The 25,699-nt window shown below is 61.8% G+C and carries 23 protein-coding genes; 16 read left to right on the top strand and 7 right to left on the bottom strand.

Translation table 11 applies throughout. The features are described 5' to 3' along the window. Positions 1–9: 9 nt before the first annotated feature. Both APH25_RS07360 and pvdM read right to left on the bottom strand, forming a co-directional pair. Complete coding sequence (locus tag APH25_RS07360) at positions 10–1,290, bottom strand: aminotransferase class V-fold PLP-dependent enzyme (RefSeq protein ID WP_060481509.1); 1,281 nt, start codon at positions 1,288–1,290, stop codon at positions 10–12. Positions 1,291–1,297: 7 nt separating this feature from the next. Then, positions 1,298–2,650, bottom strand: coding sequence for a pyoverdine-tailoring dipeptidase-like protein PvdM (gene pvdM / locus APH25_RS07355; RefSeq protein ID WP_060481508.1), 1,353 nt, complete (start codon positions 2,648–2,650; stop codon positions 1,298–1,300). 176 nt (positions 2,651–2,826) lie between these two features. On the opposite strand from pvdM, the gene APH25_RS07350 reads away from it, so the two are divergent. Continuing rightward, positions 2,827–4,452 carry a twin-arginine translocation signal domain-containing protein gene (locus tag APH25_RS07350; protein ID WP_060481507.1) on the top strand — a complete coding sequence of 542 codons (1,626 nt, stop codon included), beginning with the start codon at positions 2,827–2,829 and terminating at the stop codon, positions 4,450–4,452. A gap of 43 nt (positions 4,453–4,495) precedes the next feature. Here APH25_RS07350 and APH25_RS07345 read toward each other — a convergent pair whose 3' ends face one another. From APH25_RS07345 to APH25_RS07335, 3 genes are read right to left on the bottom strand one after another with little or no spacing between them, the layout of a single operon-like run. Next, positions 4,496–5,914 carry an efflux transporter outer membrane subunit gene (locus APH25_RS07345; RefSeq protein WP_060481506.1) on the bottom strand — a complete coding sequence of 473 codons (1,419 nt, stop codon included), beginning with the start codon at positions 5,912–5,914 and terminating at the stop codon, positions 4,496–4,498. Positions 5,915–5,917: 3 nt separating this feature from the next. Next, a complete protein-coding gene (locus tag APH25_RS07340) occupies positions 5,918–7,882 on the bottom strand; it encodes a MacB family efflux pump subunit (protein ID WP_060481505.1) in 1,965 nt (654 codons plus the stop codon). Then, a complete protein-coding gene (locus APH25_RS07335; protein ID WP_060481504.1) occupies positions 7,883–9,061 on the bottom strand; it encodes an efflux RND transporter periplasmic adaptor subunit in 1,179 nt (392 codons plus the stop codon). Between the two features lie 334 nt (positions 9,062–9,395). On the opposite strand from APH25_RS07335, the gene APH25_RS07330 reads away from it, so the two are divergent. Together APH25_RS07330 and APH25_RS07325 are read left to right on the top strand one after the other, a co-directional pair. Further along, a complete protein-coding gene (locus tag APH25_RS07330) occupies positions 9,396–9,869 on the top strand; it encodes a hypothetical protein (protein WP_060481503.1) in 474 nt (157 codons plus the stop codon). Positions 9,870–9,941: 72 nt separating this feature from the next. Beyond that, the gene (locus APH25_RS07325; RefSeq protein ID WP_060481502.1) at positions 9,942–11,279 is read left to right on the top strand and encodes an MFS transporter; all 1,338 of its coding nucleotides are present in this window, start codon (positions 9,942–9,944) and stop codon (positions 11,277–11,279) included. 62 nt (positions 11,280–11,341) lie between these two features. Here APH25_RS07325 and APH25_RS07320 read toward each other — a convergent pair whose 3' ends face one another. After that, the gene (locus tag APH25_RS07320; protein ID WP_060481501.1) at positions 11,342–13,006 is read right to left on the bottom strand and encodes an electron transfer flavoprotein-ubiquinone oxidoreductase; all 1,665 of its coding nucleotides are present in this window, start codon (positions 13,004–13,006) and stop codon (positions 11,342–11,344) included. Between the two features lie 553 nt (positions 13,007–13,559). On the opposite strand from APH25_RS07320, the gene APH25_RS07315 reads away from it, so the two are divergent. The 9 genes from APH25_RS07315 to APH25_RS07275 all read left to right on the top strand — a co-directional run bounded on the left by APH25_RS07315 (position 13,560) and on the right by APH25_RS07275 (position 20,481). After that, complete coding sequence (locus APH25_RS07315; protein ID WP_016498683.1) at positions 13,560–14,309, top strand: electron transfer flavoprotein subunit beta/FixA family protein; 750 nt, start codon at positions 13,560–13,562, stop codon at positions 14,307–14,309. Beyond that, a complete protein-coding gene (locus APH25_RS07310) occupies positions 14,310–15,239 on the top strand; it encodes an electron transfer flavoprotein subunit alpha/FixB family protein (RefSeq protein ID WP_028632210.1) in 930 nt (309 codons plus the stop codon). It begins immediately after the preceding gene. A 73-nt stretch (positions 15,240–15,312) separates the two neighbouring features. Beyond that, positions 15,313–16,134, top strand: coding sequence for an ABC transporter substrate-binding protein (locus APH25_RS07305; RefSeq protein WP_028632211.1), 822 nt, complete (start codon positions 15,313–15,315; stop codon positions 16,132–16,134). Positions 16,135–16,143: 9 nt separating this feature from the next. Continuing rightward, positions 16,144–16,497 carry a DUF4398 domain-containing protein gene (locus tag APH25_RS07300; protein WP_028632212.1) on the top strand — a complete coding sequence of 118 codons (354 nt, stop codon included), beginning with the start codon at positions 16,144–16,146 and terminating at the stop codon, positions 16,495–16,497. Continuing rightward, positions 16,494–17,306, top strand: coding sequence for an OmpA family protein (locus tag APH25_RS07295; RefSeq protein WP_028632213.1), 813 nt, complete (start codon positions 16,494–16,496; stop codon positions 17,304–17,306). The genes APH25_RS07300 and APH25_RS07295 overlap by 4 nt, the downstream gene beginning before the upstream one ends. 194 nt (positions 17,307–17,500) lie before the next feature. Further along, the gene (locus APH25_RS07290) at positions 17,501–18,943 is read left to right on the top strand and encodes a PLP-dependent aminotransferase family protein (protein WP_060481500.1); all 1,443 of its coding nucleotides are present in this window, start codon (positions 17,501–17,503) and stop codon (positions 18,941–18,943) included. A gap of 64 nt (positions 18,944–19,007) precedes the next feature. After that, positions 19,008–19,460 (top strand): hypothetical protein, encoded by a 453-nt coding sequence (locus APH25_RS07285; RefSeq protein WP_060481513.1) that lies wholly within the window; start codon positions 19,008–19,010, stop codon positions 19,458–19,460. Between the two features lie 127 nt (positions 19,461–19,587). After that, positions 19,588–19,842 carry a YkgJ family cysteine cluster protein gene (locus tag APH25_RS07280; protein WP_028632216.1) on the top strand — a complete coding sequence of 85 codons (255 nt, stop codon included), beginning with the start codon at positions 19,588–19,590 and terminating at the stop codon, positions 19,840–19,842. 33 nt (positions 19,843–19,875) lie between these two features. After that, positions 19,876–20,481: an START domain-containing protein gene (locus APH25_RS07275; protein ID WP_060481499.1), complete on the top strand. Its 606-nt coding sequence runs from the start codon at positions 19,876–19,878 to the stop codon at positions 20,479–20,481. Positions 20,482–20,584: 103 nt separating this feature from the next. Here the strand turns inward: APH25_RS07275 and gltA are convergent, their stop codons facing one another. Further along, positions 20,585–21,874 (bottom strand): citrate synthase, encoded by a 1,290-nt coding sequence (gltA, locus tag APH25_RS07270; protein WP_028632218.1) that lies wholly within the window; start codon positions 21,872–21,874, stop codon positions 20,585–20,587. A 352-nt stretch (positions 21,875–22,226) separates the two neighbouring features. Between gltA and sdhC the strand changes: the two genes are divergently transcribed. From sdhC to APH25_RS07250, 4 genes are read left to right on the top strand one after another with little or no spacing between them, the layout of a single operon-like run. Then, on the top strand, positions 22,227–22,613 hold the full coding sequence (gene sdhC / locus APH25_RS07265; protein ID WP_174435875.1) for a succinate dehydrogenase, cytochrome b556 subunit: 387 nt from the start codon (positions 22,227–22,229) through the stop codon (positions 22,611–22,613). Next, on the top strand, positions 22,607–22,975 hold the full coding sequence (sdhD, locus tag APH25_RS07260) for a succinate dehydrogenase, hydrophobic membrane anchor protein (RefSeq protein ID WP_028632220.1): 369 nt from the start codon (positions 22,607–22,609) through the stop codon (positions 22,973–22,975). Before sdhC ends, sdhD begins: the two co-directional genes overlap by 7 nt. 3 nt (positions 22,976–22,978) lie before the next feature. Further along, positions 22,979–24,751 (top strand): succinate dehydrogenase flavoprotein subunit, encoded by a 1,773-nt coding sequence (sdhA, locus tag APH25_RS07255; protein WP_028632221.1) that lies wholly within the window; start codon positions 22,979–22,981, stop codon positions 24,749–24,751. Between the two features lie 11 nt (positions 24,752–24,762). Further along, positions 24,763–25,467 (top strand): succinate dehydrogenase iron-sulfur subunit, encoded by a 705-nt coding sequence (locus tag APH25_RS07250; protein WP_028632222.1) that lies wholly within the window; start codon positions 24,763–24,765, stop codon positions 25,465–25,467. The last annotated feature ends 232 nt before the right edge of the window (positions 25,468–25,699 follow it).

Raw genomic sequence — 25,699 nt, 5'->3', positions numbered from 1 at the left:
GTTCGTAAATCACAGCTGGGGGCTGAGCAGCGCCATGAAACGGTCTATTTCGGCCTCGTCATTCAGCAGCCCTGGAGCCGTGCGGATCACTGGCCCGACGTCGCGCTCCACGGCATCCACTACTGCCTTTCGTTGCTGCAGGGCTGCGGCGACCTGATCGCTGTCGCGGCCCTTGACCCGGAAGAAGGTGAACCCGGCACTGTGATCCGGAGACGAAGGGGTCACCAGTTCCACCTGGGCATGCTCGCTCAGCCGCTGTTTGAGGTAGCTGTTGAGCTGGTGGATGCGCTGCTGGACGTTGCCCTTGCCCAGTGCCAGGTGAAGCTTGAAGGCTTCATCCAGCGCCCAGCGATGTTCGAATGCGTGGTAGCCACCCGGAGTAAAGCGAGTGGCAAAGTCGGCGTCCTGGGAGAACGTGGGAATCATCGGCGTGATGCACCGCGGCTGCTCATGGCGAGCGCAGATAATCCCGGTCCCTCGCGGACCGAACATCCATTTGTGGGTGCCAGCAATGAAGAAGTCGCAGTTCATCTGCGTAAAACTTAGGTCTTCCACGCCAAAGCCATGTACACCATCCACAACGTAGAGAATGCGGTCGGTCTCGTCCCGGTCGCGGTTATGCCGGTCGACCACTGCGCCGATCTCAGCAAGCGGCAGTTTTACACCGCTGCCGGACTGTACCCAGGTCATGCCCAGCACACGGGTATTGCGCCGAATGTTGCGGTCGATGTTGCCGACGATTTCATCACTGCTGACATTGGCCGGTGCTTTGAACAGGCGAATCCTTCGAACCTGTGTGCCCTGGCGCTGGGTGCGGAAATCAAGAATGGCTTCCGTGGCGTAATGCTCGTGCTCGGTGGTGAGGACTTCCTGATCAGGGCGCACATCCAGCCCGCCATAGACGATCGCCAGGCCTTCAGTGGTACTGCCGGTGAGGGCGATCTGGCCAGGGCGAGCCTCTAGGTAACGGCCGGCCCATTCGCGCACGCGTGCCTCGTGCTGCCATGGCTCCTGCCGGTCCCAGTCCATGACCAGCCCAGGGTTTTGGTCGATAGCGGCACGGTATCGATCGATCGCCTGCTGCACTGGCCTGGGGTGGGATGTGACCAGGAAGTTGGAAAGGTGCAGGTAATCGGGGGCCTGGTCAAAAAGGGCTCGCAGCTCTACCCACGTGGTTGGTTTAGCGGCCGGTGGGGTAGGGGCGGCCAATACCGGATCCAGGCGACCGCCCAGCGGCAGTGCCACGGCAAGCAGGCCCGCCTGCTTGAGAAACGTACGGCGATCGCTCATGTGGCCTCTACCGGCTAGAAGAAAGGGAAGGTGCCGCGGCCTTTTCAACCATGGCCCAGGCACGCAGGAAGTTCCCGCCCCAGAGCTTGGCAATATCAGCTTCAGAGTAACCACGCTGGATCAGCTCGGCGGTGACATTGCGTGTTTGGCTCACATCTTCCCATCCGGCCAGGCCGCCGCCCTCGTTGAAGTCAGAGGCGATACCCACGTGGTCAATGCCGATCTTGCGTACGGTGTAGTCGATGGCATCCACCAGGTCCTTGAGCGTGGCCTTCGGCTCTTCCTCGAGGATCGCGTAAAGCTGGCTGGCATAGCTGCCGAAACGCTGCTCGGGCCATGCTGCAATGATCGGGTCGCCAGGCATCAGCGCCATGGCGAGATTGGGCAGTGGTGGCAGGTCGAACTGCGCACGCAAGGTGTTGAGCTTGTCCTGAGTTTTTTGCGACAAGGGGCGCAGATAGCCGGAGAAACCAACGATCTGCACTACGCCGCCGCTGTTCTTGATCAGTTGCAGCTCGCGGTCGCTGAGGTTGCGGGGAATGTCCACCATGGCCCGTGGTACTGAATGCGAGGCAACAATGGGCGCGCGACTGAGCTGGCTGACCTGTTCCAGGGCCCTGCTGGACATCTGGGAGACGTCGATAATGACGCCTAGGTCGTTGAGCCGCTGTACCGCCTGCTTGCCAAGTTCGGACAGGCCGCCCAGCGCGTCAGGTGAGTCGTTGAGGAAGGGCAGGGGGCGCGAGGAGTCTGACCAGTCATTGTTGCCGATGTAGTTGAAGCCGAACATGCGCATTCCACGTGCCGCCCATGTGTCCAGCAGGCCTAGGTTGTGCCCAAGAGGATAGGCGTTGAGCATGCTGATGAAGATCGCGAACTTGCCTTCGCCGTGCAGGCGGCGGAAGTCGTCCGGTGTGTAGGCGATGCCAACCTGGTTGGGGAAGTCGCGCACCATGCCCGAGATGATCTTGTACCGAACCTCCTGCTGGTTGCGCGCTTCTTCGACGAAGCCGGCGGTTGGATGGTGAGGGGCGTTGGGGCCGTTCCAGATTTCCGGCCAGCCGAAGATGGTCAGGGCCGCACCCGACAGCCTACCTTTGGCCGCTTTCGCCAGGTCGAACTGGCCATCGCCATCCTTGTCGGCTTCCTGGCCGTGGGTGCCGAAGTCCAGTGGGAGGGTGATATGGCTGTCGAAGGAAACCATGCGCTCCTGTAGCGCCTGGGCCTGTTTCATCACGGCATGGGGGTAGCTGGGGGTCGGGTCGAGCCAGCGTTCCCATGCCAGATAGCCGCCTGCCGCAAGCAGCGCGGCCAGGGGCAAACCGATGCACAAAGCTTTTTTCCAGCGAGGTCTTGTCATTGCCATCTCGTTTCAGATCTGCGGATGCATGAAGCTGTCTGGGAAGAACGAGCGCCGGTTATCGAAATTTAGCGAGTTTGGGATGGGGGCTGCGGCCCATGGACGAGTAAATTTGTGGCCGCCAGGTACGTCCTTGCTGGGATAACGCTCGCTTCACGGCAGACACAGGTAGGGTAATGACGATTTCTCGACGAGGGTTCATGGCCGGTGTGGCCCTGGCGGGTGCCGCGTTGCCGGCTGCCTATTACGCGCATGCCGAATTGACCCGCAAGGATGAGCCACCGGAGACTCCTGGGGAGGCGAGCGTTGAGCTCGCAGACGTGGCTGGTCAAGCGCTGGCGAACCGCTTGCGCGGCATCTGGACTGTTCGCCTGATGGGCCGTGAAGCGGGGTTGCAAGGGTTGTCTGCCCAGCCTCTTGAGCTCTTCCTGGACATCGCCGCGCGGGGGCGGGGCGTTCGAGGTTACCTCGATACGCCGGAGCGTCTGCGTGGTGAAGCACCACCGCGCTACCGGGTGATCGGCGACTTGGTGCAACGCCAGCCCAATCGCCTCTACTGGCGGGTACAGTGCTTGGACGAAGGGCACCCTGGTTACGAGATGGCGATCATGGTCGACGAGGTGTGGGCTGAGTTTGGCAATGCCGGCAGTGACACACTCACGGGCAGTTTCACGCTGCTGGACCGCGCGGCTGCCCTGCCAGAGCAGGATAATGGCTTCGTGGCTGTAAAACGGATGTTCCCTGAAGCGCGGGCCCGCACTCCACTGCAACCGGACCTGTTGAACTGGCTGGTATCTGCCGAGCACCGGCTGTTCCACCAGTTGTGGCACGCCTCGCGGGACCAGTGGCACAAACTCTCCGAGGAACGCCGCGATGCCGTACGCGGGCTCGGCTGGCAGCCGGGTGCGCCAGGTCACGAGCGCGATGCGCGAGGCCGCTACAAAGATGTGAATGGCTCTGGGGTGGACTTCTTCTTCATGCACCGGCATATGCTGCGCACGGCCAGAACCCTGCAGCCGCTGCCGTCATGGCCCGCGTTCCCACTTCCGCAACCACAGCTGGAGAGGGACCGTATTGGCTTCGCTCGCTACTTCGACAATGCCGATGGCTGTTCTGTCCCGCCCACTTGGGTGGCTGAAGGAGATGAGGAATACACTGAATGGGTACGTGGCATCAAGCGGGCCGAGACATTCCATGGCAACTTCGAGGTCTGGGAGTCGCAGTACCGGGACCCTCGCTACCTCTCCCGGCTCACCCTGGGCCAGTTAGGTTCGGAAATGGAGCTGGGTTTGCACGACTGGTTGCATATGCGTTGGGCCTCTGTGCCCCGTGACCCTTCCAACGGCGTGCCGGTACCGTTCGCTCGGGGCCAGGATGACTTCGCGCCGCGCTGGTATGCACCTGAAAACGATTTTCTCGGCGATCCGTTCTCTTCCCATGTACATCCAGTTTTCTGGCAGTTTCATGGTTGGATAGATGACCGAGTGGAAGACTGGTTCGCAGCCCATGACCGGTTTCACCCCGGCGAGGTCCTGAGGCAGGAGGTCAGCGGCGTGCCCTGGTTTGCCCCCGGGCGCTGGGTGGAAGTTGCCGACCCCTGGCTCGGGCCAGACACCCACGGCTGCAGTACGGTGCCAGGAGTAAGGCCAGGAAAGACTGTGGAGATGGACGTGGAAACCATGAAGTTGGCTTTGCGCCTTATCTTCGATGAGGACGAGAGCAGGTTGGCCCGGTTCATGCGCCAGGTGCCCAAACGCCCATGGTATGCACGCCATCTGTCGGTTAAGGGCCTGCCCGCCTGACGATGCGTCAGCTACACCGGCCAGGCAGGCCTCACGGTGGTCATCAGTGCGTGGGAGCCACGGAATGCACCTGCCAGCCTCCGCCCAATGCCTTGTAAAGCGTTACGCTGGCCAGCAAGCGCGCCAGGCGTAATTTCGCCTGCTGCTCCTGAGCCTGGTACAGTGTGCGCTGGGTCTCCAGCACTGTCAGCAGAGTCTCTGCCCCCGCCTGGTAACGTTCCTGCGCAAGGTCGAACGCCAGTTTGGCCTGCTGTACTTCCTCCTGCTGCCACCGGCGTTGTTGGTCGATGCCCTGAATGGCATTGAGCGCTTTTTCCACATCGGCGAAACCAGCCAGGATGCTGCTGCGATAATTTTCCAACAGTTCGGCCTGTTCGGCGTTGGCCAGATCGCGCGAAGCTCGTAGGCGGCCATTGTTGAAGACCGGGGCGAGCAGGCCGGCTGTCAGGGTGTAGAAGGGGCTGTTGAGTACCTGGGGCAGGCTGCGTGCCCCGGTTCCCAGCTCAGCGCCCAGTGTAACCTTGGGCAGCATGGCGGCGCGGGCCACGTGTACGTTTGCAGTGGCAGCTGCCAGGCGTGCCTCGGCGGCCGCGATGTCGGGCCGGCGGGTCAATAGTTCGCTGGGGACCCCGCTGCTGATCTTTGGCCACCGTACGCTGTCGATGCGCTGCAGGTTGGCAGGCAGGCTCTGCACCGGGTCACCGAGCAGCGTTGCCAGGGTGACACGGTTGTCCTGATGGCGTTGTATCAGCAAGGGAAGTTGACGTTGCTGGGCTGCCACCAGGCTGCGCTGCTGGGCCAGCTCCAGGCGCGTCGCCGAGCCTGAATGCTGACGTGCCTCGACCAATTCCAGCACACGCTGGGCGTTTTCCAGGTTGAGGCGGGCAATGCCCAGCTGTTCATTCAGGGACAGCTCCAGCAAGTAGCTGTCAGCCACGGCACTGACCAGCGTCAGCTCCACGGTGCGGCGATCAAACCGGCTGGCATCAAAGGTATGCACTGCGCTGTCACGGGCGGCTTGAATACCCCCCCAGAAGTCAATCTGATACGTTGCGCTCAACTGCGTCCCGAACGCAGCGCTGGTGCGTTCATTGCTGTCGACATCAAGCTGGTCGCTGCCCTTGCCTCGCATCAGGTGCTGCCTGCTGCCCGTCAAGCCGGCTGCAAGTTCCGGAAGCAGCGGTGCTCCGGCCATTGTGGCCCGAGCCTGGGCCTGGCGGACGCGCGCTGTGGCGGCGCCGAGATCGTGGCTTTGGCGCAGAGCACACTCTACCAAGCGGTCAAGTTCCTGGCTGGCGAAGGCATGCCACCACAGGCGGTGTGGGTTCGCAACTGCTGGCTCCGCTCTACTGCCCTGCCAGGCGGTGGGCAAGTCCATGTCGGCGGTTGGTGGGTGGGGCGAGCTACAGGCTGCGAGACACAGGCTCAGGGTCAACAGGCTGGTGCGGCTTGGCAATATCATGTGTTATTCGCTGGTGAGTGCTTTGACCGGATCAAGGCGGGCCGCCTTGCGCGCAGGCATGAAGCCGAAAACGATGCCGGTGATCACAGCGCAGGCGAAGGCACCAAGAATGGCTGGGGCAGCGAACGCCACCGAGACGCCGGCCAGGGTCAGCCCTGCGCCTATGCCCAGTGCCAGGGCAATACCGGCAATGCCACCAACCATCGAAAGCATCACAGCCTCACTTAAAAACTGGCGCAGGATGTCGCGTTGGCGGGCGCCGGTGGCCATTCGGATGCCGATTTCGCGCGTGCGTTCACGCACGGTCATGAGCATGATGTTCATGACGCCGATGCCGCCTACCAGCAAAGAGATTGCGGCAATCGCCCCAAGCATTAGCGACAGGCTGTTCTGCGTACGGGCCTCTGCCTGAATCAGCGCAGCGTCATTGGTCAGTTCGAAGTCTCGCTTTCCGAAGTGGCGCTGGCGCATCAGATAGTCGATGGCCGCTTCTGTTTCGGCCACCTGTGCCGAGTCGCGGGCGGCGATGATGACGTATTCGGGATCTCGGGTGCCAAACAGTCGTGTTGACGCGGCCGAGTAGGGAACGACGATACGCTCGTCGCTATTCTGGTCTCCGGAACCGGCACCTTTCTCGGCCAGCACACCCACTACTTGAAAGGGCACATTGCCCAGCAACAGGTATTGCCCGATAGGGTCAGTGCCAGGCTCCAGCAGCTTGTCCCGCACTTTTTGCCCGATAACCGCCACAGCGGCGGCGCTACGCTCGTCGTTGTCACTGTAGAAGCTCCCGTGTACCACCGGCCAGTTCAGAATATGAGGGAACTCGATGTTGCTTCCACCGACGTAGAACTCCTGATTGTTGTTGCCGTGGCGAACCATCACGTCGCTGCCGATAACCGGCATGATCCGGGTCACTTGGGGGAGTTCTCCAATGGCTGCCACATCGTCCAGTGTGACCACGCCTCCTGGCTCACGCAGGGTGGCATGGCGGCCGTTCAAATAGAGGATGTTAGAGCCGAAGGCCGCCATTTGTGCCATGACCTGGCGTTTGCTGCCCTCGCCGACAGCCAGCATGACCACCACCGAGGCTACGCCGATGACGATGCCCAGCAACGTCAGGGCAGTGCGGAACCGGTTGATCCACATGATCCTCCAGGCCGCCTGCAGGGCCTCCAGCAACTCCCCTCTCCACGCACCGCGAAGGGTGGCACCCTGGTCCAAGCGCTGGCGCAGTACGTCGGCCTGCAAACCGTGTACCTTCTCCCCAAGGCAAGGCCTTAGGGTTGCGTCACTGATGATGACGCCGTCGCGAATCTCGATCACTCGTTGCGCGCGTGACGCCACCTCGCGGTCGTGAGTGATCAGAATGATCACGTGCCCCTGGCTGGCCAGCTCGTCAAGCAGTGCCATGACTTCTGTGCCGCTGTGGCTGTCGAGGGCGCCGGTAGGCTCGTCGGCGAGGATGATGGATCCTCCGTTCATAAGGGCGCGTGCTATTGAGACACGCTGTTGCTGGCCGCCAGACAGTTGATGAGGGCGGTTAACTGTGCGGCTGGCGAGCCCTAGGCGCTCCAGCAGGGCGGTGGCGCGAGTATGGCGTTCGCTAGGCGGTGCGCCAGCGTAGATGGCCGGCATCTCGACGTTCTCTTGTGCCGAGGCGGAGGGAATCAGGTGATAGCCTTGGAATACGAAGCCGAACGCCTCGCGGCGTAACCACGCCAGTTCGTCGCCGTCCAGTTCGGCCACATCCCTGCCAGCAAAGCGGTAGCTGCCCGACGAGGGGCGGTCCAGGCAGCCGAGTATGTTCATCAAGGTAGACTTGCCTGACCCCGAAGCGCCAACAATCGCAACAAACTCCCCGGGGTGCACTGTCAGGCTTATGCCTCGTAGTACCTCAACTGTCGGGGTGTCCTGGCCGCCGTACACCTTGCGGATGTCGCGCAGTTCAATCAAGGGCGTGGGCATTCAGCCTCCTTTGGCAGGTGGGGCGCCAATGACCAGGCGATCACCTTCGTCCAGGCCGTCCAGTACCTGCACCCTCAAGCGATCGCTGAGGCCGGTACGGACGCTGCGCGGCTCGACCCTACCGTCACGGGTCAGTACCTGGGCAGTACGAACGTCGTCACCCGAGCTGTTGTCCAGGGCCGCCAGCGGCGCGGTTAACACTTGGCTCGCCTGGCCGGCGATGAAGAACACCTGGGTAGTCATTTCGGCCATCAATGCGCCGTCGGGATTGTCTACATCCAGTAGCACGGTGTACTGCACCACCTGTGTTGCTGTCGCGCCAGCTGTGGCGCTGGCTGGGCTGCCGCCGCCTTGGTTCGACTGGTCGAGGGGTTTGGGTGGGATTGGCAAAATCTGCCTGACGGTGCTTGTCCATCGGCGCTTGCCACCGGCGAGCGTGGTGAAATATGCCCTCATGCCGGGTTCGACTTTGCCGATGTCCGCCTCTGAAACCTGCGCCCAGACAGTCATCGGCGACAGCCTGGCGATCCGCAATATGAGCGGTGTCTGCTGCTGCGCATTGAGGGTTTGACCCTCGCGGACGTCCAGGGCTACTACCGTGCCATCCATCGGGGCATAGATACGTGTGTAACCAAGCTCTGCCTTGTCGCTGCGCAGGTTTGCCTGGGCCTGAAGGATCTGCGCCTCGAACATGTTGGTGCGGGCTTGGGTCACCTTTAGTTGGGCCTGAGCAAGCTGCAGGTCTTCCTCGCGAGTGGCGCCGGTGGCAGCCAGGCTTTGTTGGCGCTTGAGTTGCTGTTGCGCCAGTTGGTGTTGAGCGCGTTGTTCGGCAAGTTGGGCTTGGAGACTTTCAATCGAGAACTGCCCGGCATCCAGCTTTGCTTGTTGGGTAGAGGGGTCGATTTCCACCAGCAACTGCCCTTTGCGTATCTGATCGCCCACCTCCGCATGCAGGCGGCGTATCTGCCCTGACGCCTGAGCGCCTACGTCCACATAACGACGAGGTTGCAAAGTGCCCAGTGCGGTAACGCTGCTTTCTATGTCGGCGCGGGTGACCGGGACGGTATTGATCGGCTTGCCCTGAAAAGGCGGAGCCTTCCAGGCCAGGAGGCAGCCAAGACCAAGCAGGCCCAGGCCACCCCAAAAAAGGCGGCGGCGGATGGTGGGTAAGCGTCTCATGCAGACTTCCAGCCAGGGGAGTTGGCCACGCGCAACCCTACAGGTGCGCGGGTAGGTCCCACTTAGACGAAGGTCCAAACCCAGAATTTACTCATCGGGGGCACGGGCGCGGCCTTTCGCAGACGCATGGGCTGCACTATGAGCAGCGCATTTGCGGGTGGTAAGGCTGATCGGCCGATCACCGCCCGCAAATTTCCATGCCTGTCAGCTTGATTTCCCGGTGTTTCGCAGCTTCTATCTAGGAAGACCCCTGCCGGGCCTGCCCTGGCAGTAGCCTTCATTGGCGCAGTGTGGTCTTGGAGCCCAGCCCTCAGCCCACCGCCCAGGTCCAACCATGGCCAACAAGTCCCTGCGCATCCTTATCGCCGATTCACACCCAAGCCAGCGCCTGCAACTGGAGCGCTTGCTCAACGGCATGGGCTATTACCGCATTGCCCCGGTCGAGCATTTTGACGAGCTGCAGCGCCTGGTGCAGTGCGCCTTGCAGCCGTTCCACCTGCTGCTGGGCAACATCGAACTGGCCAGCCACGCCGGTGTGGACCTGGCGCGGTTCTGCCGGGTGAGCACGCAGATCCAACACGCCTTGCTCTATCACTCCACCCAGATGAAAGTGCCGGCTGTGCCCCAGGCCGAACGCCAGGCCATCAACCTGAGCCTGCCCCAGGTGCCGGACAACGACGCGCTGTTGTCATTCATGTCCATCATCGACGCGCCGCAGGTGGTGGGCACACTCAGGTTGCCGGGTGGCGTGCCGGCGCCGGTGGGCAGGCCGCTGGGCAATTTCGCGCAGACGGTGTTCCATCGCTGAAGCCGGCAAGGGCAGGGCAACGGGGCCGCTATTTGTTATCCTCCAGCCCTTCATCCTGTTGCGAAACCTGCCATGACTGCCCTTGATACCGCTCGCCCACCCCGGTTTACCCGCGGCGACCACCGGACCCTTGGCCTGGCTGCGTTGGGCGGCGCGTTGGAAATCTACGATTTCATCATCTTCGTGTTCTTTGCCCTGACCCTCAGCCAGCTGTTCTTTCCCCCTGAAATGCCCGAGTGGCTGCGCCTGCTGCAAAGCTTCGGCATTTTTGTCACGGGTTACCTGGCGCGGCCGCTGGGCGGCATTCTGATGGCGCATTTTGCTGATCACCTGGGGCGCAAGAAGGTGTTCAGCCTGAGCATTCTGATGATGGCCCTGCCGTGCCTGCTGATCGGCGTGATGCCCACCTATGCCGATATCGGCTATGCGGCGCCACTGCTGCTGCTGGCCCTGCGTATTCTTCAAGGGGCGGCGGTGGGCGGCGAAGTGCCCAGTGCGTGGACGTTCGTTGCCGAACATGCGCCCGCGGGCCGGCGCGGTTATGCCTTGGGCTTCCTGCAGGCGGGGCTGACCTTCGGCTACTTGCTGGGGGCGCTGACCGCAACGCTGCTGGCGCAGGTGTTCACAGCTGAAGAGATTCTTGCCTACGCCTGGCGCTACCCGTTCCTGCTGGGCGGTGTGTTTGGCGTGGTCGGCGTGTGGCTGCGCCGCTGGCTGAGCGAGACACCGGTGTTTCTGGCCCTGCGGGCGCGCCAGGCGCAGCCGGTGAGCTTCCCGCTGCGGCGGGTACTGGGTGAGCACCGGCAGGCGTTGATCCCCGCGGCGCTGCTGACCTGCGTGCTCACGTCCGCAGTGGTGGTACTGGTGGTGATTACGCCGACAGTGATGCAGCAGCGGTTCGGCATGACGGCCGGGCACACCTTTGCCCTGAGCAGCGTGGGTATCGTCTTCCTCAATGTGGGGTGCGTGCTGGCCGGCCTGCTGGTCGACCGGGTGGGGGCCTGGCGTGCCTTGATGGTCTACAGCCTGGTGCTGCCTTTGGGCATCGGCGCTTTGTACGCCAGTCTGGTGGGGCAGTGGGGCGTGACCTGGCTGGCCTATGGGCTGGCGGGCCTTAGTTGCGGGGTTGTGGGGGTGGTCCCGTCGGTGATGGTGGGGTTGTTCCCGGCTGAGATACGCGTGTCGGGCATTTCGCTTACCTACAACGTGGCGTATGCGTTGTGGGCCAGTACCACGCCCCTGGCCTTGATCGCGCTGATGCCGTGGAGCCCATGGGTGTGTGTAGGGTTCTGCGCCGTAATGGGGGCGGTGGGGCTGCTGACGGCGTTGTATTTTGGGGCGCGTGAGCCGCTGGCGTTCGCCGCGGAGCCCAAGCCCGTCTTGTGTGGCGCTCGATCAGGCAGGCGCTGAACGCTCACCTGTGCACATAAAAAAACCGGCTCCCAAGAGCCGGTTTTTTTACCCCAAGAACGTTACATGTTGGGGTAGTTGGGGCCGCCCGCACCCTCAGGGGTAACCCAGGTGATGTTCTGGGCCGGGTCCTTGATGTCGCAGGTTTTGCAGTGCACGCAGTTCTGCGCGTTGATCTGGAAGCGCTTGCTGCCGTCTTCCTGGGTGACCACCTCATACACGCCGGCCGGGCAGTAACGCTGGGCAGGCTCATCGTACAACGGCAGGTTGCTGGCGATCGGTACGCTCGGGTCGGTCAGCTTCAGGTGGCAGGGTTGCTCCTCTTCGTGGTTGGTGCTGGAGAGGAACACCGAGCTGAGCTTGTCGAAGCTCAGCTTGGCATCGGGTTTCGGGTACTCGATTTTTTGCGAATCGGCTGCAAGCTTCAGGCAGGCGTAGTCCGGCTTGGTATCACGCAGGGTGAACGGCAGCTTGCCGGCGAACCAGTTCTGGTCGACGTAGTTGAAGGCAGCGCCCAGCAGCGGGCCGAACTTGTGCATGGCAGGGCCGAAGTTGCGGCTGGCGAACAGTTCTTCGTACAGCCAGCTGGCCTTGAAGGCGCTGACGTAACCATTGAGTTGATCGCCACCCTCGCTGCCGGCCAGCAAGGCGTCGGCCACCGCTTCGGCGGCAAGCATGCCGGACTTCATCGCGGTGTGGCTGCCCTTGATCTTGGCCACGTTCATGGTGCCCAGGTCGCAACCGATCAAGGCGCCGCCGTTGAAGACCATTTTCGGCAGCGAGTTGAGGCCACCCTTGGCCAAGGCGCGGGCGCCGTAGCTGATGCGCTTGCCGCCTTCAAGGTACTGGCTGATGACCGGGTGATGCTTGAGGCGCTGGAACTCGTCGAACGGCGACAGGTATGGGTTGGCGTAGGACAGGTCAACGATGAGCCCGACCACCACCTGGTTGTTTTCCAGGTGATAGAGGAACGAGCCACCGGTGTTGTCCTTGGCCATTACATCGAGCGGCCAGCCGGCTGTGTGTACCACCAGGCCCTGCTCATGCTTGGCGGGGTCGATTTCCCACAGCTCTTTCAGGCCGATGCCGTAATGCTGCACGTCCGATGCGCTGTCCAGGTCGAAGCGCTTGATCAGTTGCTTGCCGATATGGCCGCGGCAGCCCTCGGCGAACAGCGTGTACTTGGCGCGCAGTTCCATGCCAGGGGTGTACAGGCCGTCCTTGGGCTGGCCTTCACGGTCAACGCCCAGGTCGCCGGTGACGATGCCGCGCACCACGCCGTTTTCGTCGAACAGCGCCTCCTGGGCGGCAAACCCCGGGTAGATCTCAACACCTAGGTTCTCCGCCTGCTGGGCCAGCCAGCGGCACAGGTTGCCCAGGGAGATGATGTAGTTGCCATGGTTGTGCATGGTCTTGGGCACGAACAGGTCTGGCACCTTGGTCGCGCTGCCCGCATCCTTGAGCACATAGATGTCGTCGCGCTTGACTTCGGTATTGAGCGGCGCGCCCATGGCTTTCCAGTCCGGGAACAGCTCGTTCAGGGCGCGGGGTTCGAACACGGCACCGGAGAGAATATGGGCACCGACCTCGGAGCCTTTTTCCACCACGCAGACGCTGATTTCGCTACCGGCTTCGGCGGCCTTCTGCTTCAGGCGGCAGGCGGCGGACAGGCCTGCCGGGCCAGCGCCGACGATGACCACGTCGAATTCCATGTATTCGCGTTCCACTGGTTCTCTCCTACTCATCAAGGCGGGTGTGTTGCTTGGTCTTATGGGTGCACAGGGCATTTGCTGTAGTGGTGGCAACCGCGCAGCGGTAGCCGGGCAAATGGTGGACTACACCGTTTTGTCTTGGTCGCGCATTATATCTACACCACTTGGCGGGTCCAATACAAACGTTTGTTTGAATTTGCCGCAGGCCAGTAAAATCACAGGTAGGCGGCTGGAAGGTGACCGGTTTGCCGTATTGACCGGATTAGGTGTTACGGTCAAGATACGAGCGGTTTTACGTTCGCCGTAGGCTTGCAGCCGGGCGCAGGTACACCTCTAAAAACCAGGTGTGGAGCAGGGTTTTCAGGCTTTGGCGCGGTTTGTAGTGCAGTTTACACACCACGACAGAAAATGACCCGCGCGTATTTGCCGCAGCGGTCTGCATACGACTGTTTGGTCACGCTGAAGAAGCTGCCCCCAGGTACGTTTTTAGAGGTGCCCTTGTACCCACGCGCATCGCCGGGCTCAGCCCCAGGCGACTATCTATTCACCGGAGAGTAACGAGGAATCCATGAAGGTTCTTGTAGCTGTCAAACGAGTGGTCGACTACAACGTCAAGGTTCGCGTCAAGGCGGACAACTCCGGCGTCGACCTCGCCAACGTCAAGATGTCCATGAACCCCTTCTGCGAAATTGCCGTGGAAGAAGCCGTCCGCCTGAAGGAAAAGGGCGTTGCGACCGAGATCGTCGTCGTCTCCGTCGGCCCGACCACTGCCCAGGAACAGCTGCGTACTGCCCTGGCACTGGGTGCCGACCGCGCCATCCTGGTGGAAGCTGCTGACGAGCTGAACTCCCTGGCTGTGGCCAAGGCGCTCAAGGCCGTTGTCGACAAGGAGCAGCCACAGCTGGTTATCCTTGGCAAGCAGGCCATCGACAGCGACAACAACCAGACTGGCCAGATGCTGGCGGCGCTCACCGGCTACGCCCAGGGCACCTTCGCTTCCAAAGTGGAAGTGGCGGGCGACAAGCTGAACGTCACCCGTGAAATCGATGGCGGCCTGCAGACCGTATCGCTGAACCTGCCAGCCATTGTCACCACCGACCTGCGCCTGAACGAGCCGCGCTATGCGTCGCTGCCCAACATCATGAAGGCCAAGAAAAAGCCACTGGAAACCGTCACGCCCGACGCCCTGGGCGTTTCCCTCGCCTCCACCAACAAGACCCTGAAGGTTGAAGCCCCGGCTGCTCGCAGCGCCGGTATCAAGGTCAAATCGGTGGCCGAACTGGTCGAGAAGCTGAAGAACGAAGCGAAGGTAATCTAAATGACTATCCTGGTTGTCGCTGAATACGAGAACGGTGCCGTAGCCCCGTCCACCCTGAACACTGTCGCTGCAGCCGCCAAGATTGGTGGTGATGTGCATGTGCTGGTCGCAGGCCAGAACGTCGGCGGCGTTGCCGAGTCCGCTGCCAAGATCGCTGGCGTTGCCAAGGTTCTGGTTGCTGATAACGCAGCCTACGCCCACGTCCTGCCGGAAAACGTCTCGCCGCTGATCGTCGACCTGGCCAAGGGCTACAGCCACGTGCTGGCACCTGCCACCACCAACGGCAAGAACATCCTGCCACGCGTTGCCGCGCTGCTGGACGTCGACCAGATCTCCGAGATCATCTCGGTGGAGTCCGCCGACACCTTCAAGCGCCCTATCTACGCCGGTAACGCCATTGCCACCGTACAGTCGAGTGCCGCAATCAAGGTCATCACCGTGCGTACCACCGGCTTTGACGCCGTGGCTGCCGAAGGTGGCTCCGCTGCTGTTGAAGCTGTTGGCGCTGCGCACAACGCTGGTATCTCCACCTTCGTTGGTGAAGAACTGGCCAAGTCCGACCGCCCTGAGCTGACTGCAGCCAAGATCGTCGTCTCTGGCGGCCGTGGCATGGGTAACGGTGACAACTTCAGCCACCTGTACAGCCTTGCCGACAAGCTGGGCGCTGCCGTGGGTGCCTCGCGCGCCGCGGTCGATGCGGGCTTTGTGCCTAACGATATGCAGGTCGGCCAGACCGGCAAGATCGTCGCGCCGCAGCTGTACATCGCCGTCGGTATTTCGGGTGCTATCCAGCACTTGGCCGGTATGAAGGACTCCAAGGTGATCGTTGCGATCAACAAGGACGAAGAGGCGCCCATCTTCCAGGTGGCCGATTACGGCCTGGTCGCGGACCTGTTCGAAGCCGTGCCGGAGCTGGAAAAGCTGGTCTGATCCGCTGGCTTCACTTATAAAGAACCCGGCCCCGTCGAGGGGCCGGGTTTTTTTATGGGTTGAGGAGTAACGGATGATACGGCGGTGGAAGGGCAGGTGGCTGGCCTGCATGGCGGCACTGATAACGCCGCTGGCCATGGCGGCTGGCAAGTGCGAGCGCCTGGTGGCGACCGGCAGCCCTGATGCGCCGCCTTATTCGTGGCAGGATCCGAAAGACCCCCGGCACCTGATCGGCACCAACGTCGACCTGCTGCGCCAGGTGGCCGGTGAGCTGGGGGTGAAGGTGGAAGTGCTGAGTGCGGGCCGTCGCGATCAGGCCTTGGAAGAGGTGCGCAGCGGGCGCATGGACCTGCTGCTTGACGCGCCCATGCAAGTGGAGCAACTGACGGCGCTGGACTACATTCACCCGCCACTGCAGCTCAACGAATACCTGGTGTGGACGCGCCATGACGCCGAGCTCACCTTCGACGGCCCCGCTGACCTGGCCAAGTATCAGGGCAGTTTGTCGGAGCGGGCCCGCCTCACACCTGCTTTCAGTGCGTTCGCCAAGGCCCAGTTGCGCCTGGTGCCCGCTCAGAACCTCACCCAGGCTTTCCAGAAGCTGGTGCTTGGCCAGGTCGACTATGTGCTGGCCGGTCGTTACTCCGGCATGGCCATGGCCCAGGGGCTGGGCATGAGCAACCACCTGATTGCACGGGGCCTGCCGGTGGACAGGCCTGGCCTGTACCTGGCGCTTTCGCACAATTCTGCCTGCAATGACAGCTGGTTACGTGGGCAATTGGCGAAAAAACTGACAGAATTGCCGATCTCCGGTAAGTCCGACGCTGTGCTGCAGGCCAACCTCGAGCGCTGGAAAGCGCAATTGCAGGTGCCTGCGGACGCCCCCAAACACTAGGAAGATCGCGTGAGAACCCAAGCATTCATCCTCGCCATGGCCGTGTTGGGCCTGGCTGGCTGCGCCAATGATCCGGCCCCTGAAGAACAGATGCGCCTTTCCGAAAAGGCGCTGGAACAGGCCAAGGCCGTGGGCGCTACTGACCAGGTCGAATCCCTGAAGCTGGCTGAAGACAAGCTGGGCCGAGCCCGCACCAACATGCTCACCCAGGACTTCCGTGACGCGCGCATGCGCGCCGAGCAAGCCGAGCTGGATGCCAGGCTGGCCGAAGCACAGGTGCTCAACGTCAAGAGCGATGAACAGCTGCAGTTGTTGCAGACTCGGGTGAAGCGCTTGCGCAAACAGCTGGAGGTGCAGCCATGATCGCTCGCAAGCCATTGGCCACGTTGGCGCTGCTGATGCTGGCGGCAGGGCTTACCGGGTGCGCCAGCCAGCGCAGTGCTTCTGCGCTGGACGAGGCGACCGTGGCGTTCCAGCAGGTCAAGGACGATTCCGATGTGCTGCGCAGCGCCCCGCGTGATGTGATCCGTGCGGGTGAGTCGCTGGCCCGCGCCGAGCGCTTGTCCACGTACATCGGCAGTGGCTCGGACGTGCGCCATTACGCCTACCTGAGCCAGCGCTACAGCCAGATCGCCCGCGAGCACACCAAACTGGCGTTGAACCAGGAGCGCCTAGCCAAGCTTGACCTGGAGCGCCAGCGTCTGCAGTTGGCATTGCGCGAGGCCAAGTTGGCCAGTGTGCAGCAGCAGGGCCAATGGGTGGAGTCGCAGATCGCCGCACTGGCCTCGGAGCAGGGTGACCGTGGCTTGGTGTTGACGCTGGGCGATGTGCTGTTCGACACGGGCAGTGCCGACCTGCGCAATTCCGCCAGCCGCACGGTGCTCAAGCTGGTGCAGTTCCTCCAGCTCAACCCGCGCCGCGTCGTGCGCATCGAGGGCTACACCGACAGCACGGGTACGCCCGAAGAAAACCTCAAACTTTCCCGCGACCGCGCCCAGGCCGTGGCAGATATGCTTGCCGACCTTGGTATTGATGAAAAGCGCCTGCTGGTGGAAGGCTACGGTGACCAGTACCCCGTAGAGGTGAACGCGTCGGAGCGGGGCAGGGCGCAGAACCGTCGTGTGGAGATCGTGTTTTCTGACGACAAGGGCAAGCTGGCGCCTGCGCGCTGATTGAGCTTGTAAAGGGTTGCAGAGCAGCCCTCCCGGTCATGATGAGCAGCTGGCAGCGCTCATCCGATCTCAGCTTGGGCTCACTCGCCCCAACAAGCTGTATTGTCGATTAAGTTGCATTCTGTCCCCGTACACTTTGCAACTGTTACGGTATCCTCTACCGTCAGTCGTACAAGAACAATGAGCGTGTTGCCATGACCAACCTGCTGCTGTACCAGCGTATCGCCCAGCAACTGGCCGAAGACATCCGCCGTGGTGTGTACCAGCCGGGCGAGCGTGTGCCTTCGGTGCGCAAGATGAGCGCCCAGTTGAATGTCAGCCATGCCACGGTGCTGCAGGCCTACGCCAACCTCGAAGACCAGGGCTTGATCCGTGCGCGGCCGCAGTCTGGCTACTATGTGCACCAGACCCCGGCCCTGACTGCCCAGACCCCGGACATTGCCCGGGTGGAGCGCCCAGGGTTGGTCACCCGCGCCAGTATCATCCAGCAGGTGCTGGCCGAGGCGCGTCGTGATGGCGTGTTTCCGTTCGGTGCTGCCGTGCCCCATGTCGATTACCTGCCGGTGCGGGCATTGCACCAGCAGATTGCCAAGGTTACCCGCTTCCACAGCCCGCGTGCGTTCAGCTACATGTTCAGCCCAGGTTTCGAGCCGTTGCGCCGGCAAATTGCCATTCGCATGCGCGATGCGGGTGTGCTGGTCGACCCGCGTGAGGTCATCGTCACGCACGGTTGCGTAGACGCCCTGCAGATGTCCCTGCGTGTGCTGACACGGCCAGGTGACCTGATTGCCGCCGAATCGCCCACGTACTACGGTTTGCTGCAATTGGCTGACCTGCTGGGCCTGAAAGTGATCGAAATACCCAGTGATCCGTCCACCGGCATCAGCCTGGAGGCCTTGCAACTGGCCGCCAACCAGTGGTCGATCAAGGCGCTGGTGCTCACTGCGCGGCTGAGTAACCCACTGGGTGGCACCGTGCCGGAAGAGCGACAAAAGCAGTTGCTGCGCCTGGCGTCGGATTTCGATATCCAGATCATCGAAGACGATATCTATGGCGAGCTGATGTTCGATCAGGGCAAGACCAAGGCGCTCAAAGCCTATGATCGGCTTGACCGGGTGATCTACTGCTCAAGCTTCTCCAAGACCTTGTCCCCCGGCGTGCGCGTTGGCTGGATGATTGCCGGGCGTTACCAGGACGAAATCCAGCGGCTGCAGACCTTTACCACGCACTCGGCCTGCAGCGTCACGCAGATGGCTGTGGCCGCCTACCTGGAGAACGGTGGCTATGACCGGCACCTGCGGTTCATTCGTCAGGAGTACCGCAAAAACCTCAGTGCCTATCAGCTGGCGGTGCAGCAGCATTTCCCCGAAGGCACCCAGATGACGCGGCCCACCGGTGGCTTCATTTTGTGGGTAAGCCTGCCTGGGCGGGTAAACACCCAGGACCTGCACGTACGTGCGCTGGAGCAGGGGATCAGCATTGCACCGGGGCTCATCTTCAGTAATACCGAGCAGTTCAACCACTGCATTCGGCTAAACTGCGGCATCCCATGGAACAAGGAAGCCGAGCGGGCAGTCATCACACTGGGCCTGCTGGCACAACAATTGTGCAGGGAGCCGGCAACCACACTTTTGTAAGGCTTGTCAGGCGGCTGCGGAACAGGGAGCATACGCATTTACCATGTCGGTCTGTCCATTTGCCATGATTGCATTGCGCCGTTTTTTCCTGGTTTTCTGCCTTGCACCGTTGTGCTGGCCTGCTGGTGTGGTGCTGGCTGCCCAGCCGGCTGCCCAGGCGCAGGCTGGCAAGGCCCAGGCGCCGTCCAAGGCGGTGAAAAAACAGGCTGTGCGCAAGCCCGCCAGTAAGAAGGCCAGGCAGGCCAAGGCCGTGGCCAAGCCGCTGCCCAAGGCCAACCTCGACCTCAGCCTGCCTGCCGAGATGGTGGAGAACCTGACGCCCAACGTGGGCACCAACCCGTCACCGATCAAGAAGCGCAAGCCATTGCTACCGCCCATGTTCGCCGAAAAGCCCGAAGCCGACAGCCCGTTCCAGCTCAATGGCCGCTTGATCAGCAACGAGATGCAGTTGCAGCTGCGCAACGACAGCCGTCGGGATGTGGAAGGTGCGGCCATCGACTTCCAGTACCGCCAGTGAGCCCTGCTGACTGCTCGGTCACTGCAGATTTCATCAAGCCAGCAATTTCAAACGTGCGTTTGAGCCGCTAGTATCCAGGGGTGATCGCCCCGTTGTGTGCCATGGAGTTCTGATTGTGTTGCAAGCCATGACCTGTCGCGAGGGCTGCGGTGCCTGCTGCATCGCGCCCTCCATCACCTCCGCCATGCCGCGCATGCCTGACGGCAAGCCCGCTGGCCAGCGTTGCCTGCACCTGACGGCTGCAAACCTCTGCGACTTGTTCGGCAAGCCCGAGCGGCCAGCGGTGTGCGGCGGTTTCAAGGCTGACCCTGAGGTGTGTGGCCGGGACAGTGAAGAGGCCATCAGAATTCTCGGCTGGTGGGAGCGCATGACGGCGGCGTGACAGGCTGGATCCTCGACAACAAGGATAAACATGATGAGATCGTTGAAGCGTATTGCATTGCTGTGTGGTGTCAGTGCCCTGCTGTCGCCTGTTGCCTGGGCCGAGAATTGGCAGGTGGCCAAGGATGAGGACGGGATCAAGGTGTCCCTGAGTGAAGTGCCTGGCTCCAAGTACAAGGCCTACAGGGGTGTCACCGTCATCAAGGCGCCCCTGGCCAAGGTACAGGCGCTGCAGGAAGACGTGGCGGGGGCCTGCGCATGGATTCATGAATGCAAGGCGCAAAAGGTGCTCAAGCACGAGGGTGACAAGACCTGGACCTACACCCAGTTCAATACGCCCTGGCCGGTGACACCGCGGGACTCGGTGCTGCAGGTGACCACGGTCAAGCAGCCCGATGGCAGCCTGTTGCGCAACCTCAAGGAGGAGCCGACCTATGTGCCGGAAGAAAAGGGCTTCGTGCGGGTGGCCCAGGTCGAGGGCTTCTGGAAGCTGGTGCCTCAGGGCAACAGTACCGAGGTGACGTACCAGGTGCACACCGAGCCAGGGGGCAGCGTGCCGTCATGGTTGGCCAACAAGTTCGTGGTGGATGCGCCGTTCAATACCCTGAAGGCGTTGCGCGAACGCGCCGAGAAAAACTGACCGCCAAATCCGGCCGGGTGCGATGTGTTTCGGGCATCAGGTTGGGGCGGTGTAATAAAAAGGGCTGCCCATGGGCAGCCCTTTTGGTTTCAGCCCGTAGGGCTTACTTGCGGTCCTGCAGTGCAACGATGTCGCGTTTCGGTTCGCCGGTGTACAGCTGGCGTGGGCGGCCGATCTTGTACGGGCTGGAGAGCATCTCTTTCCAGTGCGAGATCCAGCCTACGGTGCGCGCCAGGGCGAAGATCACGGTGAACATGCTGGTCGGAATGCCGATCGCCTTCAGGATGATGCCGGAGTAGAAGTCGACGTTCGGGTACAGCGAGCGCTCGATGAAGTACGGATCGGTGAGTGCGATCTCTTCCAGGCGCATGGCCAGTTCCAGCTGCGGGTCATTCTTGATGCCCAGCTCGCGCAGCACTTCGTCGCAGGTCTGCTTCATCACGGTAGCGCGCGGGTCGCGGTTTTTGTAAACGCGGTGACCGAAGCCCATCAGCTTGAACGGGTCGTTCTTGTCCTTGGCCTTGGCAATGAAAGTGTCGATGTTCGAGACATCGCCAATTTCATCGAGCATGGTCAGTACGGCTTCGTTGGCGCCGCCGTGGGCAGGGCCCCACAGCGCGGCGATGCCGGCCGCGATACAGGCGAAGGGGTTGGCACCCGAAGAGCCCGCCAGGCGCACGGTGGAGGTGGAGGCGTTCTGTTCGTGGTCGGCGTGGAGGATGAAGATCCGGTCCATCGCCTTGGCCAGCACCGGGCTGATCGGTTTGATCTCGCACGGGGTGTTGAACATCATGTGCAGGAAGTTTTCCGCGTACGACAAGTCGTTGCGCGGGTACATCATCGGCTGGCCCATGGAGTACTTGTAAACCATCGCGGCCAGGGTCGGCATCTTGGCGACCAGGCGCACCGCAGAGATTTCGCGGTGTTGCGGGTTATTGATGTCCAGGGAGTCGTGGTAGAAGGCCGACAGGGCACCGACCACGCCGCACATCACCGCCATCGGGTGAGCGTCGCGGCGGAAGCCGTTGAAGAAGGTTTTCAGCTGTTCGTGAACCATGGTGTGGTTCTTGACGTTGCTGACGAACTTGGCCTTCTGCTCGGCGTTTGGCAGTTCGCCATTGAGCAGCAGGTAGCAGGTTTCGAGGTAGTCGGACTGTTCGGCGAGTTGCTCGATGGGGTAGCCGCGGTGCAGCAGTACGCCCTTGTCGCCATCAATGTAGGTGATCTTCGACTCGCACGATGCGGTCGCCATGAAACCAGGGTCGAAGGTGAAGTGACCTGTGGCCCCCAACCCGCGGACGTCGATTACATCAGGACCAACGGTGCCGGTTAAAATGGGCAGCTCGACGGGGGCTGCGCCCTCGATGACCAACTGCGCTTTTTTGTCAGCCATGTGGCCTCCTATTAATGCTTGAAATCATCAGACAGACCCCCCACGCAGGGCCCGCACCACTATAGAGGGATAAATTCAGATGTCAATTTGCCTAAAGGCTTGTTGAATCAAGGGCTGGAGCCTGATTTTTCGGGAATTTTCGGCCCATTTACGCCTTTTGCGCGGCAAAGGCAATGCGCTATTCGGGCTACCCCGTCACGTTGTCATGAGCAGCCTAACTGTCTATACTCGGCACCCGACCGCCAGGGGCTTGCAAGCCCGAACTGCTGGGGGTCGCCGTTCCCTGGGTGGTGGGTACCTGACCAGTACACTTACCAACAACTTTGCCCTGATTCGCTAGGGGCTCTTCAGTGTGAAAAAAGCCGTGAAAAGCCAACGACCTGTAAACCTAGACCTAAGGACCATCAAGCTCCCCGTCACTGCGTACACGTCCATTCTGCACCGTATCTCCGGCGTCATCCTGTTCCTCGGCCTTGCCATTATGCTGTATGCACTGGGCAAGTCGCTGGGTTCCGAGGAAGGCTTCGGCGAGGTGAAGGCGTGTCTGACCAGCCCGCTGGCCAAGTTCGTGACCTGGGCCCTGCTGTCCGCCCTGCTGTATCACCTGGTGGCCGGTGTTCGCCACCTGATCATGGACATGGGCATCGGTGAGACGCTGGAAGGCGGCAAACTGGGCTCGAAAATCGTGATTGTCATCTCCGTGGTGGTGATCGTACTGGTGGGAGTTTGGGTATGGTAACCAACGTCACGAACCTGTCGCGTTCGGGCCTCTACGACTGGATGGCGCAGCGCGTTTCTGCGGTCGTTCTCGCGGCTTACTTCATCTTCCTGATCGGCTACGTGGTCGCTCACCCCGGTATCGACTACGCCCAGTGGCATGGTCTGTTCTCCAACAACGCGATGCGGATCTTCAGCCTGCTGGCCCTCGTTGCCCTCGGCGCTCACGCCTGGGTCGGCATGTGGACCATTGCCACCGACTACCTGACGCCTATGTCGTTCGGCAAGTCGGCAACTGCGATTCGTTTTCTGTTCCAGGCGGTATGCGGCGTTGCGATGTTCGCTTACTTCGTCTGGGGTGTGCAGATTCTCTGGGGTATCTGATCCATGGCTAGCATTCCAACCATTTCCTTCGACGCCATCATCATCGGTGGCGGCGGCGCCGGCATGCGCGCAGCGCTGCAGCTGGCACAAGGCGGTCACAAGACTGCCGTGGTCACCAAGGTGTTCCCGACCCGTTCGCACACCGTATCCGCCCAAGGCGGCATCACCTGCGCCATCGCTTCGGCCGACCCGAACGACGACTGGCGCTGGCACATGTACGATACCGTCAAGGGTTCCGACTACATCGGTGACCAGGACGCTATCGAATACATGTGTCAGGAAGGCCCGGCTGCGGTCTTCGAGCTGGACCACATGGGCCTGCCGTTCTCGCGCACCGAAACCGGCCGTATCTACCAGCGTCCGTTCGGTGGCCAGTCCAAGGACTTCGGTAAAGGTGGCCAGGCGGCCCGTACCTGCGCCGCTTCCGACCGTACCGGTCACGCGCTGCTGCACACCCTGTACCAGGGCAACCTGAAAGCCGGCACCACCTTCCTCAACGAGTACTACGCCGTTGACCTGGTAAAAAACCAGGAAGGCGCCTTCGTTGGTGTGATCGCGATCTGCATCGAAACCGGCGAAACCCTGTACATCAAGTCCAAGGCCACCGTGCTGGCCACGGGCGGTGCAGGCCGTATCTACGCTTCCACCACCAACGCCCTCATCAATACCGGTGACGGTATCGGCATGGCCCTGCGTGCCGGTGTACCGGTGCAGGACATCGAGATGTGGCAGTTCCACCCAACCGGCATCGCCGGCGCCGGTGTACTGGTCACCGAGGGTTGCCGCGGTGAAGGTGGCTACCTGATCAACGCCCACGGCGAGCGCTTCATGGAGCGTTACGCGCCGAACGCCAAAGACCTTGCCGGCCGTGACGTGGTTGCCCGTTCCATGGTCAAAGAGATCATCGCCGGCAACGGCGTGGGCCCGAACAAGGACCACGTGCTGCTCAAGCTGGACCACCTGGGCGAGGAAGTGCTGCACAGCCGCCTGCCAGGCATCTGCGAGCTGTCCAAGACCTTTGCCCACGTCGACCCTGTGGTCGCGCCGGTTCCGGTCGTTCCAACCTGCCACTACATGATGGGCGGCGTTGCCACCAACATTCATGGCCAGGCCATCACCATGGACGACGAAGGCAAGGATCACATCATTCCTGGCCTGTTCGCCGTAGGTGAAGTGGCGTGCGTATCGGTTCACGGTGCCAACCGCCTGGGCGGCAACTCGCTGCTCGACCTGGTGGTGTTCGGCCGTGCGGCCGGCCTGCACCTGGAGAAGGCGCTGAGCGACGGCATCGAGCACCTCGACGCCAGCGACACCGACATCGATGTTGCCCTGAGCCGCCTGAACAAGCTCAACGAGCGCTCCACTGGCGAAGACGTTGCCAGCCTCAAGCGCGAGCTGCAGAGCTGCATGCAGAACTACTTCGGTGTGTTCCGTACTGGCGAATACATGCTCAAGGGTATCGAGCAGTTGGCCGGCCTGCGCGAGCGGATTGCCAACGTCAAGATCAACGACAAGTCCCAGGCCTTCAACACCGCGCGTATCGAAGCGCTGGAGCTGCAGAACCTGCTGGAAGTTGCCGAAGCTACCGCCATCGCGGCCGAAGCCCGTAAAGAGTCCCGCGGCGCTCACGCCCGTGAAGACTTCGAAGACCGTGACGACGAAAACTGGCTGTGCCACACCCTGTACTACCCGGGTGTGAAGCGCGTTGCCAAGCGTGGCGTCAACTTTGCGCCGAAGACCGTACCGGCCTTCGAACCAAAAATCCGGACTTACTAAGGGTGGCTGCTATGTTGAAAGTCGAAGTTTATCGTTACAACCCCGACACCGACACGGCCCCCAAGATGGAGTCGTTCGACGTCGACACCGGCGGCAAGGACCTCATGGTTCTGGACGTGCTGGCGCTGATCAAGGAAAAGGACGAGGGCTTCTCGTACCGTCGCTCCTGCCGTGAAGGCGTGTGCGGTTCCGACGGCATGAACATGAACGGCAAAAACGGCCTGGCCTGCATCACCCCGCTGTCGGGCGTGGTCAAGGGCAACAAGCTGGTGCTGCGCCCGCTGCCGGGCCTGCCGGTCATTCGTGACCTGGTCGTCGACATGAGCATCTTCTACAAGCAGTACGAGAAGGTGAAGCCGTTCCTGCAGAACGACACGCCGGCCCCGGCCATCGAGCGCCTGCAGTCGCCAGAACAGCGCGAGAAGCTCGACGGGCTGTACGAGTGCATCCTGTGCGCCTGCTGCTCCACGTCCTGCCCGTCGTTCTGGTGGAACCCGGACAAGTTCCTGGGCCCAGCTGCGCTGTTGCAGGCTTACCGCTTCCTGGCCGACAGCCGTGATACCAAGACCCAGGAGCGCCTGGCGTCCCTGGATGACCCGTTCAGCGTATTCCGCTGCCGCGGGATCATGAACTGCGTAAACGTTTGCCCGAAGGGTCTGAACCCTACCAAGGCAATCGGTCACGTACGTAACATGCTGCTGCAAAGCGGCACCTGATATACCCGTTGTACCTGCAGTATGCCGAGGTGCGGGCGCTGAGCCCGCACTGAGGTAAAACCCGAACCGGGGCTCACAAAGCCCTTGTTCATTACCTATGAAGATGAGACCAGCAGGGGCTTTCCGGGCTGGTACCCGGAAAATCAGCAGGATCCAGGTGGCGTGGTTCAGTCGCTGTTTTCGGACTTTTCCAGGTTTGCTGTGGCTCTCGCCGATCAGTCCCCTAACCGAG

Origin of the sequence: Pseudomonas sp. NBRC 111119, from assembly GCF_001320125.1 — a bacterium.
GTDB lineage: Bacteria > Pseudomonadota > Gammaproteobacteria > Pseudomonadales > Pseudomonadaceae > Aquipseudomonas > Aquipseudomonas parafulva.
Note: the sequence above shows the minus strand (reverse complement) of the source record. Positions and strands in the feature narration are given on the sequence as shown.